Genomic DNA, 12,623 nt, shown 5'->3' on the forward strand with positions numbered 1-12,623 from the left:
GCGCGCTGGCGCACGTCGGCGATTTTCTTCGCCACCTCGGCCGGGGGCTCGCCCCAGCTCAGGTAGGTGTCGACCTGCTCGGCCGCCAGTTCATGCGCGTCGGCCGACGAGCCACCGAAGTACACCGGCGGATGGGGGCGCTGCAGCGGCGGATAAAGGACCTTGGCGCCCTTGACCCTGAGATGCCTGCCTGCGTAGTCGAGTTCGGCGCCTTCATGGCTGGCGGCCAGCACCTCGCGCCAGATGCGGATGAACTCGGCCGAGGCCTCATAGCGGGCGGCATGGTCGAGGAACAGGCCGTCGCCTTCCAGTTCCGACACATCGCCGCCGGTCACGAGGTTGACCAGCAGGCGTCCGCCCGACAGGCGGTCGAAGGTGGCCGCCATGCGCGCGGCCAGCGTGGGCGCCATCAGCCCGGGACGCACCGCCACCAGGAAGCGCAGGCGGCTCGTCACCGCGGCCAGGGTGGAAGCCACCACCCACGGATCTTCGCAGGAGCGGCCGGTAGGGATCAGCACGCCTTCGTAGCCGAGCGTATCGGCCGCGGTGGCGATCTGCTTCAGGTAGTCGAGATTGACCTCGCGCGCCCCTTCGGACGTACCAAGGTAGCGGCTGTCGCCGTGCGTGGGGATGAACCAGAAAACTTGCATGTCTTTGCCTCTTCAGCTTGGCTTGTTGATGTCGGCCGTTCGAGATGACAGCCTTGCCGGATCCTGCGCGGGCACGACGCCGGCGATCATTGCCCGGCCCGCCTCTGGCGCCGCCGCCGCCCGGCCATCGCCTGCCGTGCCCAGGCCCGCCGCCAGCAAGGCGGCGCCCAGGCTGCCGGTCACGAGGGCCACGATCAGCACGTGGCGCAAAGGCGCGCGACGCATTGGGCGGCCCTCAGCGCCGGGCCTGCCAGGCGGCATCCGCCACCTTGACGGGCTTGGGAATCAGCTTGAGCGCGTAGAACACGTCGGCAATACGTTGCTGCTCGCCCAGCACGGCGGGGGTCACGGGCCTGGCGCCGTAAGCGAAGCGCGACACCGCGAGCGCCACCACGGCGGGGTCCAGCCCGAGCTGGGGAACCAGCACGGCGACCGCTTCGCGCGGGTTGTTCTCCGCCCAGGCGCCCAGTGCGGCCAGCTCATCCAGGATGGCCTTCACCACGTCCGGCCGGGCTTGCGCGTAGGCGCGCGAAGCCAGGTAGAACTGGTGATTGCTGACCACATCCCTGCCATCGGCCAGCACGCGCGCATTCAGCTGCTTCTCGGCGGCAGCCAGGAAGGGATCCCAGATCACCCAGGCGTCCACCGCGCCGCGCTCGAAGGCCGCGCGGGCATCGGCCGGCGCCAGGTAGACCGGCTGGATCTCGCTGTAGGGCACGCCCGCCTTCTCCAGCAGGCGCACCAGCAGGTAATGCACGTTGGAGCCCTTGTTCAGCGCCACGCGCTTGCCGCGCAGGTCAGCCACCGATTTCAGCGCCGAGCCCTGCGGCACCACGATGGCCTCCGCGCCGGGCGCCGGCGGCTCGTTGCCGATATAGGCCAGCTGCGCGCCGGCCGCCTGCGCGAAGATCGGCGGGGCCTCGCCCACGGTGCCGAAGTCGATCGCACCGACGTTCAGGCCTTCGAGCAGTTGGGGCCCGGCCGGGAACTCGGTCCACCTGACCGCAATGCCTTGCGGCGCGAGACGCTTCTCCAGCGTCCCGCGGGCTTTCAGCAGCGTCAGCGTGCCGTACTTCTGATAGCCGATGCGCAGCACCCTGGCGCTCAGGTCCTCGGCCTGCGCGCGGCCAGGCAGCAGCGCGTAGGCCAGGCCGGTGGCGGCAACCAGCGCGGCCAGCACCAGGCGGCGCTTCAGCGTGGCCGTGGCCTCGACGCGCGGGCGTTGTGCGCCGGCCGGGGTTGTTTCATGTCGGGGACTATCGAGGTGCGCGAAGACTGGCGAATTCATGTCGAGGTTCCTGTGCAAGGTTCAAACGCGATCGGGCGGGCGGCGTACAGGCCGCGCTGGCGTTCGCAGGCGCAAGGCCGCACGCCCCCCCCTGCCGGCCCCCCGAGAGGCGGCATTGCAAGCGCGGATACCGCTGGCTTTTGCGGGACGGCTGGTTCGCCCCCCTTCAACTCTTGAGCAGGCCGGGGTGGCGAGAATGGCCCCCCCGGCCACTGCGCTGGATTGCGTCTTACCTCTTGCCCGGTTGATAGACCTGGTCGAACGAGCCGCCGTCGGCGAAGTGCGCCTTCTGCGCTTTCTGCCAGCCGCCGAAGACCTCATCGATGGTGAACAGCTTGACTTTGGGGAAGTTCGCCGCGTACTTGGCGGCAATCTTCTCCGAGATCGGACGGTAGTAATTCTTGGCCGCGATCTCCTGGCCCTCGTCGGTGTACAGGAACTGCAGGTAGGCCTCGGCCACCTTGCGCGTGCCCTTCTTGTCCACCACCTTGTCGACCACGGCCACGGGCGGTTCGGCCAGGATCGAGACCGACGGCGCGATGATGTCGAATTTGTCCGGACCCAGCTCCTTGACCGCCAGGATCGCCTCGTTCTCCCACGCGATCAGCACATCGCCCAGGCCACGCTCGACAAAGGTCGTGGTGGCGCCCCGGGCGCCGGAATCCAGCACCGGCACGTTCTTCAGCAATTGGCCGACGAACTCCCTGGCCTTCTGCTCGTTACCGCCCGGCTGGCGCAGCGCATAGCCCCACGCCGCCAGATAATTCCAGCGTGCACCGCCCGAGGTTTTCGGGTTGGGCGTGATCACCTGCACGCCCGGCTTGACCAGGTCGTTCCAGTCCTTGATGCCCTTGGGATTGCCCTTGCGCACCAGGAACACGATGGTCGAGGTATAGGGCGAAGCATTGTGCGGCAGGCGCTTCTGCCAGTCCGGCTTGAGCAGGCCCTTCTCGGCGATGGCGTCGATGTCGTATCCCAGCGCCAGCGTGACCACATCCGCATCCAGCCCGTCGATCACCGAACGCGCCTGCTTGCCCGAGCCGCCGTGCGACTGGCGGATGGTCAGCGCGTCGCCGCCCTTGGCCTTCCAGGCCTTGGCAAAGGCGGCATTCACGTCCACATACAGTTCGCGCGTGGGGTCGTAGGAAACGTTCAGCAGGTTGGTATTTGCCCAGGCGGTCTGGGTGGAACCGATCACGGCCAGTGCCGCGAATCCGATGGCCAGCTTGCGAATCATCTGTCTTGCTCCCGTCTTGTCGTCGTGAAATGGCGGCTTTGCGCCTCGTTTCAGCGCCCTCCTTGTGTGGGAAGGCTGGTGTCAGGGAAGAAGACTACCGAGCGGCCTATGTGAAAGGAACGAATGGTTTCGCCGATCCTTGCACGTTTTCCGCATAAGATTTTGCGGAAATATGGGCATGCCGGGGAAGCTGAGCTGAAGTGGTTTGCTCTCTTCCGCGCAGCGGCGTCTTGGTGTCGGCATGCCACAGCAGCGCAAGAGGCTGGCCCCGGAAGCGCAAATGCGTATACTTCGCATTTGCAAATACAACTTGATGAGAAAGCCACCGTATCGGACTGCGCGGCAGCCAACGCGTTTCCGCAGGACGAATTGTGCGTGGATGGATGCTGAGGCTGTCATCCACGCGGCGCTCGTATAGGACCCCTGGCCGATGGCAGGCCCGCTCCATCGGCGACAGGCCGCTCACGGAGAGACATCGCCTTCAAAGGCTCGAACATCGCGGCCTTCACTTCAAGCTGATGTGCTGTTCGCCTTCGGCACCACATGTTTACATTCCTGGATTCAAAAAACACATTACCCAGATTCCAAGCACTTCCAATATGAGAAAATTCATAACTTGCCTGATATTGCTGCCTACCTTTTCCATGCACCAATCAATCGCCGGCACGGATACCATCCAAAGTGGCCGCGACAAGGAAAAACTGGCGCACGCCAGGAATTTCTCGCTTGGCATGGTTGGATTTTATGGCCATACCAGTGAAAATGAAAAAATTTACAGGAAGATACTAAAAAGCAGGAATGCAGCGGAACATTTCACGCAAATAATCAGATCCGAGGAATCCACGAATGAAGCGAAGCTCTACGCCGCCTGCGGGCTTCGTACGCTATCCCTCACTTTATTCAGAAATGAAATACAAAATATTCTCAAAAATGGCGGCACTGCGAGTGTTTTGCGGGCAGACACGCTCAACAAGGAAGAAATGACCAACCTGATTGAGTCAATTGATAAATTTGGCTGCAATAAAACAACGAAATAACTCCTAAAAAAGATAATCTACCGGGATTTTTTCCTTCTCGGCTCGCTCTGCAGCTTCGCTGCTCATGTCCATCCTGATGGCGTTGATGCAGACGCCGGATTTTCGGCGGAACTTGGCTGCCGAATCGGCCATTCCCGACTAATGTCCTGCGTCAGAAATTCGTAGAAAAAATCGCCTGATTGACAGTGTCGCCCATCCTGCTGGAGGCGTTGCCTGGGTGCTGGGGCAGTGCAGCTCGGTGACCTATCAGTCCAGTTGCGAGGATGGCCCTTGAAGGGTCCTTCTGCGGCGCAGGCGTACTCCGGCGCATACAGAGTTCAGATCAAAGACTGCCGAACTGCCGCCGTCAGTCTTCGTGTGCGCGTCGTGGCAGCACCCACAGCATCGCACTCACAGCCTCCGCCTGGTTTCGAGAATGCGTCTTCTCGTAAATGGCCCGCAGTTGCGTACGGATGGTGGCAAGTGAAACGCCGATGCTCGCCGCACATTCGTCAGGTGTCCTGCCACTGACGAGCGCCTCCGCCACCGCAGCTTCCGCTTTTGACAAGCCGAACGCTTGCCGTAACTGTTGGGCGACAACCAGCGCGCCTGCGCTTCGCCGCCGGACGGTCACCATGACGGTTGCCTCGCCAAAGGCCGAGCGCATGGCCAGTGCGGGAAGGTACGTGATGTTGAGAAAGAGCGCATGTGTTGCGCTCATTGCGCCTTGCAGGGCCAGGCTCTCACCCTTCCTGCTCTTGGCGACGCGTGCGATGGCCGCTTGCAGCGCGTCGTTCTCGGCGGCAACCGCGGCCGTCAGGCGCCCATGCAGCAGCTTCAGGCAGGCGCTCGCGTGCAGCATCGATTCGGCAACCTGATTGGCAAAGACGACGCGGGAGCGCACGTCCAAAGCCAAGACGGCAAGATCCATCTCTTCCATCAGTTCGGAACCGACCGCGGCATCGCGATGCAGAATCTGCGCGTCCTGCCATAGATTGATGGCGCGTTGCAGATGCCCGGTCATGCTGGCCGCAGTGGCGCGCTCTTCGGGCGAATAGGGCGTTCTGCCATATGAACGCAGCATGCCCAGCAGAATGTCGTTGCCGCCGGGGCGCGCCAGGCGTACGCCCATCAGGTAACGCACGCCCATCGGAATCTGGTAGTCCTGAAAGAACTCGCTGCGCGCGACGTCTTCGTCGGAGAGAAAGTCCTGACAGGAAATCAACTCCCCAACGCCAGCGTTCCCGACCACGCTGCGGCGTGGATCGAGCGCACCGTAATACTGGTCGTATAGCGCAATCTGGCTATCCGGCAACCCCGGCGAATAGGTCGAAAGGTGTGGCGCATTGCGTGCAGCATCCCAACTGAACATGTGGAAGTAATTGGCGCCGAACGTTGTGATGGCTTGCTGGAACACATCCAGGAAGCTGTCGTGGCGCAGCGCGGCCTCGTAGAGGTCCCCGATAAGCTGGTCTCTCGGCAATTGCTTTCCTCCCAAAAAGCACTGCAATTCAATTGTGGCGTATTCGGCCCAAAGCGTCGCAGGCCAGGCCAGAACCATCTCTTTTTTGTCAATCTATCACAGCTTTTCTGCAGGAGGGACCGCGACAATCCCTGAATTTCATTCATCTGAATGATGACGCGCGAGATGGGCTTCCGGAAAATCCGAGCCACTAACTAGAACGGGTCAGGGAGAAAAAAATGAAGCTCAAACCTATTGCGATCAGCTTTGCGGCGCTTTCGTTGGCCGCCTGCGGAGGCGGCGGAGGCAGCGGGGATTCCGCCTCCACATCAGGCGGAACGGCCACGCAAACGCCGGCGGCGCAGACCGTCGGCGGTGTAGTCGCCACCGGTCTGCCTTTGTCCGGTGCCGCGGTCAATATGACCTGCGCATCAGGTTCCGGAGCGGCAACGACGGCCACGGACGGCAGCTATTCGGTCACGATCAAGGGTGGAAGCCTGCCCTGCGTGCTGACCGCCACCAGCAGCGACAGCAAGGTCGTCTTGCACTCCCTGGTGCCAGGTTCCGGGTCGGGCAGCAGCAATGCAACCGCGCATATCACGCCGCTGACCGAACTGCTGGTCGCCCAGCTGAGCGGGCAAGATCCGGTCCAATTTGCGTCAGCCTTTGGTCCGACCACGGCAGTGAGCGCTACGGCGGTCAGCAGCGCCCAATCGGCCCTGGTTTCGGTACTCAAGAACGCCGGGGTCGATCCTTCAAGCGTCGGCGACTTTATCGGCGGCACGATCACCGCAGGCAGCCATCAGGGCTATGACGCCATCCTGGACACCCTGCAATCGACGATCACGAGTGCCGGTACGAGTTTGGGCGAACTGAGCACTGCTGTTGCCAACAGCACCGGCAGCACCACCGCCGCTGCGTCGACCCTCGCCACCATTCTGGCGCCGGCAAACCCGGATTGCACGGCGCTGAAGAGCGGCGATCACCGCCTGATCAAGCTGTCCGATGGGTCCGCGAAACTGGTGACGGTGGATGCGACGAAGTTGACCGTCGCCATGAGCGGCACGACCTATCAGCTCACCAAAGGCGCGACGAGCTGCGATTTCACTTTGAACGATACGGGCTCGACACGCTTGCTCGTTGCCAAATCCGGGCTTGCGGCCTGGACCAACGGGACCGGCACGACGGGTACGGTTTCGCTCTCGATGCCGGCGCAGACCCTGGACCCGAGCGTCATCAATGGGGCCTACAACTACGCCATCTTCAATGGCCCATCTCAAAATCAGTTTGGTACCCATCATTATTCAAATGGAGTCACTTCGGCGGCCACCAACTGCACTGGCTACAGTAGCTGCGCAGTCGATACCGTCACACCCTATGGGCATCTGGTCGCCACTTCCGATGGCGGCGCGAATTGGGTGGATGACGGGAGTCAGCACAGCAACGGATTTCACGCATTCGGGTTCAGAAATGCACAGGGGAAAGTCCTTTGGATAGCGACCGTGTTGGACGCGGGGGGAGGCGTGGGCGTCTTTGTTCCGCAGACGACACTGCCCCTGCCCGCGGTTGGTACGACAAGCGCCTTCTGGCAAAGCTATGTCTACAACAGCACTGGCCTGAGCGCGGTCACCGAAGATAGTCACACCATTACCGCGCAGAATGGAACCAACGTCACGCGCACTTTTGCCGACCAGCATACGGACGTACTGAGCTTCAACGATCCGTTCGACGGGATGCGTCACCGTGCCGCCAATGCCTGCACGACGACAGCCGGTGCGGCAACGACCTGCAAGTCAGTGCTGCAGTTGCCACTGGGCGGCATGACGCTGGCGTGGTTTGGTTCCGCAAGCACGTATGCCGTTTCGATTTCGGTGAACAAACCAGGCAGCATGTAAGCACCCTGCGCCCCATGTCCGGGACAGTTGGCACCGGCTCACCACAAGCCGGTGCCAACTCATATCGATCTTGTGTAACTACTGCAGGGCGTGAGTTGACACCGTAGCATTGCCGAAGTTGAAGAAGCTGAGGGCTGTCATCATCAAGGCTCGCTAGCCCTTGCCATCAGTCTGCCTCGATGCCGGGCACGACCAGCGCGTCTTTCGGCCCGGTAAATGGCTTCGGCTTCCCGTCCTCTCGCATCCGGGCCGACACAGGCACAGTTTGTCGCCGGCGGTGGCTGGATTGGCGCGATCCATACCAGAGCGGGCAAAACTTCAGGATGTCGTCGGTTACGACTGGTGGCACCGAGTCACGTAACAGGCTTCCGCCGTACAGCATCGCTCACTGTCTCGAGCAAAGCTCCACGACCTCCGCTCCCGTTGCACTTTCGCGTTCAAGGGTTCGCCGGTTCATCCACTCGAAGCGGCCCGACTCGATCGCCTGTTTGCCGACGACCACGCGTTGCCGACACGCGATCAGCTCAGCGTCGGCAAGCTTTTTCCCCGCGTGCGTCGAGCGGTCGTCCACCAGCACGCTCACCCCCCTCGCCTGCAGTTCGCGCCGCAGCGCCTCAGCGGCCTCCTGACGCTCCTGGCGGTCCCACTCGATGACCGTCAGAGCGACATCGAAGGTATTGAACGCCTTGCTGCCCCAAAATCCTCGATCATCGCGCTGGCGACTGAGCAGGAGCATCGCGAGGCGCGAGATGCCGACTCCGTAGCAGCCCATTCTGACGAATTCGCCTTTGGCGTTCACCAGCCCCATGGCCTTCGAGTAACGATCACCCAGATCGAAAATGTGCGCGCACTCGAGCGATTTCTGGTCGTCGGTCTCGTCCTCGCCCAGTTCGCTGAGTACATGGAACTCCTCCGAGCTTTGCCCGCCGATCTCCCCGTTGTCGCTGGACTTCACGATCACGTCCAGCCCCAGCCGCCTGAAGATGCGCAGATACGCTTCGCGAACGGACTCATAGGCTGCGCGCGAGCCGGCTTCCGTAGCATTGAACGAGTACGCGTCTTTCATGATGAATTCTCTGGCCCGGGTCAATCCGCCGCGAGTCCTTAGCTCGTCGCGATATTTGTTGCCGAACTGATACAGGCCAAGACTCATGTCCGTCTTGTTGTAGTGCGTCTTGACCATGTTGGTGGTCAATTCCTCGCACGTCGCCCCCAGGCAGAACAGCCGCCCGGAGCGGCTCTTCAGCCGCATCAGTTCGTCACCGTAGATATCTAGCCGCCCGCTTTGCTGCCACAGGTCGGCATCCTGCAGCAGGCTCATCTGGATTTCACAGAACCCGGCGCGGTCCATCTCCTCGCGTACGATGCTCTCGATGCCCCGCTGTGCCCTCAGGCCCAGCGACATCCACGAATAAAGCCCTGCGGCGTCCTGGTGGATGAAACACGCCTTGCGGGCGAGGTCGGTCAGTTCCAGCCTGGAGTTGTCCTGTTCAAAGAAGCCGTTTGAGTAAAATTGCTGCGAGAATTTCATGATCCGCTCCGGATTTCGAGTTCAGCGAAAAAAACAAGGCCTGAAATGAAAAACGCCCGCAAGGGGCGTCCGGATCGTCGATTCTCATGCAACGCGCTAGCAATCAGCCTTTTTCGCGCGCATCTTGAGGACTCGGGCAGACTCCGGCCGCCATTGCGGGCATCGGAGGTCGTTGCGGGAGGGTCCTCAGAAACTTCATGACTTGCTTCTCGTTTCGTATCCATTCAAACAAGGAGGAACGCCGCGCTTGAGCGCTCGCCGCCGAATCCACATCGTGGCGCCTCCGTGAGCACCAGTGTGTCCGAAGTACGGCTCGATTGCAACCCGGCGCTACACCCGGCTCGCGTTCGCGGATTGAGACGGAATGATGCGGTTCCTCGTCTCTGCGACTACCCCATCCGGCGAAATGCGGTCGCCGGCGTTCCGGTAGGTGCGCATCGGCTCGGGTGCCGCCGGCGGCGGCGCGACGACGGCAAAGCAACCGGCTGCCTGGCGGTCGGTTATCACTGATCTGCTACGCCGCTAGCTCGACCAGGTTCGCCGAGTACGCGATGAAGAAGATGCGAACACAACGCGCGACTGCGACGACATGGCGCCTGCGCGCGTTCAACGTCCCTGGAAGCTCGGCCTGCGCTTCTCGGCGAAAGCGCGCCGCCCCTCGATCCGATCTTCCGAGTCGCGCAGGTTACCGAAGCTCTGCTGCTCCAGTTCGAGCCCGGCCGCCAGCGGCAGTTCGCGACCGGCCTGGGCGAGCTTCTTGGCCGCCACCACGGCCAGCGGAGCATTCGTCGCGATGCGCTGCGCGATCGCGCGCGCCGCCGCCGCGAGTTCCTGCGGCGCCACCACCCGGCTCACCAGGCCGATACGCAGCGCCTCCTGCGCATCGATGCGCTCGCCGGTCAGCAGCATCAGCATCGCGTCCGACTGGCCGACCGCACGTACGATGCGCTGCGTTCCGCCGCCGCCCGGGATGCTGCCGATGCACACCTCCGGCAGGCCGAACACCGCCGTGCTCACGGCGATGCGGATGTCGCAGAGCATCGCCAGCTCGAGCCCGCCGCCCAGCGCGAAGCCGTTGATCGCCGCGATCATCGGTTTCTGGGTCTGCAGGGTCGAGACCGGCGGGACGCCGGCCCGAGAGCCGAAATGCAGTTCGGCGAAGCTTTCCACGGGCGGCATGGTCTTCTTCAGATCGGCGCCGGTGCAAAAGGCGCGCTCGCCGGCTCCGGTGAGGATGCCGACCCGCACGTCCTTGCGGGTCGATATCTCGTTCCAGGCCTCGTGCAGCTGCGCGGCGGACTCCGGGTCAATGGCATTCATCGCCTCCGGGCGGTTCAAGGTCACGGTAGCGATGAAATCTCTCACCTCCATGGTCACCGGCATGGGTTCTCTCCTTTCTGGGTGGGGTCGACGGCAGTGCAGTCGGTTGATCGTTCGAGACAAGCGTTGGGCTCCACCATTTGCGCCGAGAGGTTCGGCAGGCTGGGCACGGGATGGTCTATGAGGTGCTGGCTGCGAAGTGCGCGGCAATCGGATCTTTCACCACTTCGGGCAGCGGGCTTTCGTCGAACTTCGGGGTTTCGGCGAGACGTGGGTGCCAAGCCTGTGCCCGGGAGATCCAGGCCTCGCATGTCGGCGAGAAGATCGCCGGGGCATCCAGGCTAGCGGCATTGGCCTTTGTCATCGTTCACCTCTGGTGTCTTTGGATTTCGCCTGGCTGGAGGATCGACCGCTACTTGTGTGGCCCAACCAACGGTACGCCTGCTTCCAGCAACACCTCGCGGGTGTGTTCGCCCACCAGCGGGGCGGGACGCCGGGTGCGCGGCACTTCTCCGACCGCGCGCAGGGGCGTGCGGGGCAAGGTCAGGTCGCCCGCGACCGGATGACGGACCATCTCAGCCAGGTCCGCGCCGGTAAAGGCCGGCGAGGCAACCGCCTCCGCATAGTCGTTGATCGGCGCGCAGATGATGTCCACCGCCTCGAAGCGCTGCAGCCACTCGCTTCGCGGGCGAAGCGTCATGCGCTCTTCCAGCAGCGCTACCAGTTCCTTGCGATGCGCGATGCGCCCGGGCAGATCGAGAAAGCGTGGGTCGGACAGCAGCTCGCGGCATGCGAGCACTTCGCACAGTGCCTCCCAGCGGGAAGGATGGTAGGCGGCCAGCATGATCCACCCGTCCGCGCAGCGCACCGCCTCGTTGGGTGCCGCATAGGGTGCGGCGCTGCCGATGCGCTCGGGTGCCACGCCGTCCGCGAAAAAACTGGCGAAGCTCGACTCCTGCAGCGCGACGGCGGATGCGAACATGCCGATGTCCAGCCATTGCCCGGCGCCGTCGCGCGCGCGCCGGGCGAGCGCGCCCAGAACGCCGATCGCCGCCATGTAGCCCGTCACCATGTCGACGATCGGGACCTGCACCTTGCAGGGGGGCGCATCCGGCAGCCCGGTCACGCTCATCAGACCCGAGGCGGCCTGCAGCACCCCGTCGACGCCGGGCTTGTGCCGCCACGCGCTCTGCTGCCCGTAGGCAGAGACGGAACAATAGATCACGTCCGGATTGCGCTGCCTGACGTCCTCGTAGCCCAGCCCGAGGCGCTGCATCACGCCGGGGCGGAAACTCTCCACCACCACGTCCGCGCCGGCGGCCAGCTGGAGCGCCGCCTCACGCTGGGGCGGATCTTTCAGGTCGAGCGCCACGCTGCGCTTGTTGCCGTTGAGGGCGAGGAAGGCCAGGCTCTGGCCCTCGACGAAGGGAGCCAGCGCGCGGCCCAGTTCTCCCTGAGGGGCCTCGACCTTGATAACGTCCGCGCCGAGGTCGGCGAGCGTATGCGTGCACACGGGCCCGGCCGCGACCTGGGTGAAGTCCACGACGCGCACGCCTGAAAGTGAATCGCCAAGCATCTCAGTTCCTTTCCCGTTCAGCCGCCACGCAGGTTGTTCTCACGGATCACCTTCGTCCACCTGGCGGTATCCTCCTTGAGCGCCCTCTCCGCCTCGGCAGGCGACAGCAGCATCGGCTCGAAACCGCTCTTGAGCAGCGACTCCGTCAGCGCGGGCGTGCGCAGCGTCTTGTCGATCGCCTCGCGCAACTGGCCAATGACCGGCTGCGGCGTTCCCGTGGGGACGGTCACGTGCCACCAATAACCCGCGCTGAAACCCGGCACGCCACCCTCGCTGATGGTCGGGATATCGGGCGCCAACGCGGAGCGCTGCGCGCTCGCCACGCCGAGTATCTTCAGCTTGCCCTGGCGCATGAACGGCAGCGCGGAAGGCAACCCCAGCATCGCCAGCGGGACATGGCCGCCGATCACGTCGCTGATCGCCTGCGCGCTTCCCTTGTATGGGACATGCTCCAGCGCAATCCCCGCCATCTGCGCCAGATAGATGCCCGCCAGGTGGTGCGGCGATGCGGTGCCGGGCGACGCGTAGCCCAGCGGCTGCGCACCCTTGGCCCTGGCGACGCTCAGCAGTTCGCGCATGGTCTTCGCCGGCAGGCCCGGGCCGGCCACGAGCACGATCGGCACCGTCGCCAGCGTGGCCACGAACGAC

Annotated in this window: 14 protein-coding genes; 2 read left to right on the forward strand and 12 right to left on the reverse strand. The window is 63.6% G+C overall.

Features of this window, described 5'->3' with window-relative positions; genetic code table 11:
• The 5 genes from P3W85_RS29315 to P3W85_RS29335 all read right to left on the reverse strand — a co-directional run.
• On the reverse strand, positions 1-650 hold a 650-nt coding region (locus P3W85_RS29315; protein WP_276267338.1), incomplete at its 3' end, for an LLM class flavin-dependent oxidoreductase.
• 12 nt (positions 651-662) lie between these two features.
• Complete coding sequence (locus P3W85_RS29320) at positions 663-875, reverse strand: hypothetical protein (protein ID WP_276267339.1); 213 nt, start codon at positions 873-875, stop codon at positions 663-665.
• Between the two features lie 10 nt (positions 876-885).
• On the reverse strand, positions 886-1,938 hold the full coding sequence (locus P3W85_RS29325; protein WP_276267340.1) for a sulfonate ABC transporter substrate-binding protein: 1,053 nt from the start codon (positions 1,936-1,938) through the stop codon (positions 886-888).
• Between the two features lie 229 nt (positions 1,939-2,167).
• A complete protein-coding gene (locus P3W85_RS29330) occupies positions 2,168-3,175 on the reverse strand; it encodes a sulfate ABC transporter substrate-binding protein (protein WP_276267341.1) in 1,008 nt (335 codons plus the stop codon).
• A 106-nt stretch (positions 3,176-3,281) separates the two neighbouring features.
• The gene (locus P3W85_RS29335) at positions 3,282-3,578 is read right to left on the reverse strand and encodes a hypothetical protein (protein ID WP_276267342.1); all 297 of its coding nucleotides are present in this window, start codon (positions 3,576-3,578) and stop codon (positions 3,282-3,284) included.
• 241 nt (positions 3,579-3,819) lie between these two features.
• Here P3W85_RS29335 and mchS3 point away from each other — a divergent pair, with 241 nt between their 5' ends.
• Complete coding sequence (gene mchS3, locus P3W85_RS29340; RefSeq protein WP_276267343.1) at positions 3,820-4,212, forward strand: MchS3 family protein; 393 nt, start codon at positions 3,820-3,822, stop codon at positions 4,210-4,212.
• Between the two features lie 3 nt (positions 4,213-4,215).
• Here the strand turns inward: mchS3 and P3W85_RS29345 are convergent, their stop codons facing one another.
• Complete coding sequence (locus P3W85_RS29345) at positions 4,216-4,344, reverse strand: hypothetical protein (RefSeq protein WP_276267344.1); 129 nt, start codon at positions 4,342-4,344, stop codon at positions 4,216-4,218.
• Positions 4,345-4,558: 214 nt separating this feature from the next.
• Positions 4,559-5,674, reverse strand: a complete 1,116-nt coding sequence (locus P3W85_RS29350) for a helix-turn-helix transcriptional regulator (protein ID WP_017229676.1) — start codon at positions 5,672-5,674, stop codon at positions 4,559-4,561.
• Between the two features lie 218 nt (positions 5,675-5,892).
• On the opposite strand from P3W85_RS29350, the gene P3W85_RS29355 reads away from it, so the two are divergent.
• Positions 5,893-7,548 carry a hypothetical protein gene (locus P3W85_RS29355; protein ID WP_276267345.1) on the forward strand — a complete coding sequence of 552 codons (1,656 nt, stop codon included), beginning with the start codon at positions 5,893-5,895 and terminating at the stop codon, positions 7,546-7,548.
• A gap of 385 nt (positions 7,549-7,933) precedes the next feature.
• Here the strand turns inward: P3W85_RS29355 and P3W85_RS29360 are convergent, their stop codons facing one another.
• The 5 genes from P3W85_RS29360 to P3W85_RS29380 form a co-directional block, all read right to left on the reverse strand.
• Complete coding sequence (locus P3W85_RS29360; protein ID WP_276267346.1) at positions 7,934-9,079, reverse strand: aminoacyl--tRNA ligase-related protein; 1,146 nt, start codon at positions 9,077-9,079, stop codon at positions 7,934-7,936.
• Positions 9,080-9,685: 606 nt separating this feature from the next.
• The gene (locus P3W85_RS29365; RefSeq protein WP_276267347.1) at positions 9,686-10,462 is read right to left on the reverse strand and encodes an enoyl-CoA hydratase/isomerase family protein; all 777 of its coding nucleotides are present in this window, start codon (positions 10,460-10,462) and stop codon (positions 9,686-9,688) included.
• Positions 10,463-10,577: 115 nt separating this feature from the next.
• Positions 10,578-10,763: a hypothetical protein gene (locus P3W85_RS29370; protein ID WP_276267348.1), complete on the reverse strand. Its 186-nt coding sequence runs from the start codon at positions 10,761-10,763 to the stop codon at positions 10,578-10,580.
• 48 nt (positions 10,764-10,811) lie between these two features.
• Positions 10,812-11,975, reverse strand: a complete 1,164-nt coding sequence (locus tag P3W85_RS29375) for a CaiB/BaiF CoA transferase family protein (protein ID WP_017229672.1) — start codon at positions 11,973-11,975, stop codon at positions 10,812-10,814.
• A 17-nt stretch (positions 11,976-11,992) separates the two neighbouring features.
• The coding region (locus P3W85_RS29380) for a tripartite tricarboxylate transporter substrate-binding protein (RefSeq protein WP_276267349.1) at positions 11,993-12,623 on the reverse strand (631 nt) is incomplete at its 5' end.

Source organism: Cupriavidus basilensis (assembly GCF_029335485.1).
In the GTDB taxonomy this organism is placed as follows: domain Bacteria; phylum Pseudomonadota; class Gammaproteobacteria; order Burkholderiales; family Burkholderiaceae; genus Cupriavidus; species Cupriavidus basilensis_E.

Coding starts and splice junctions, on each gene's coding strand:
- P3W85_RS29320 (WP_276267339.1), bottom strand. CDS start 875: ATGCGTCGCGCGCCTTTGCGCCACGTGCTGATCGTGGCCCTCGTGACC.
- P3W85_RS29325 (WP_276267340.1), bottom strand. CDS start 1,938: ATGAATTCGCCAGTCTTCGCGCACCTCGATAGTCCCCGACATGAAACA.
- P3W85_RS29330 (WP_276267341.1), bottom strand. CDS start 3,175: ATGATTCGCAAGCTGGCCATCGGATTCGCGGCACTGGCCGTGATCGGT.
- mchS3 (WP_276267343.1), top strand. CDS start 3,820: ATGCACCAATCAATCGCCGGCACGGATACCATCCAAAGTGGCCGCGAC.
- P3W85_RS29345 (WP_276267344.1), bottom strand. CDS start 4,344: ATGGCCGATTCGGCAGCCAAGTTCCGCCGAAAATCCGGCGTCTGCATC.
- P3W85_RS29355 (WP_276267345.1), top strand. CDS start 5,893: ATGAAGCTCAAACCTATTGCGATCAGCTTTGCGGCGCTTTCGTTGGCC.
- P3W85_RS29360 (WP_276267346.1), bottom strand. CDS start 9,079: ATGAAATTCTCGCAGCAATTTTACTCAAACGGCTTCTTTGAACAGGAC.
- P3W85_RS29365 (WP_276267347.1), bottom strand. CDS start 10,462: ATGCCGGTGACCATGGAGGTGAGAGATTTCATCGCTACCGTGACCTTG.
- P3W85_RS29370 (WP_276267348.1), bottom strand. CDS start 10,763: ATGACAAAGGCCAATGCCGCTAGCCTGGATGCCCCGGCGATCTTCTCG.
- P3W85_RS29375 (WP_017229672.1), bottom strand. CDS start 11,975: ATGCTTGGCGATTCACTTTCAGGCGTGCGCGTCGTGGACTTCACCCAG.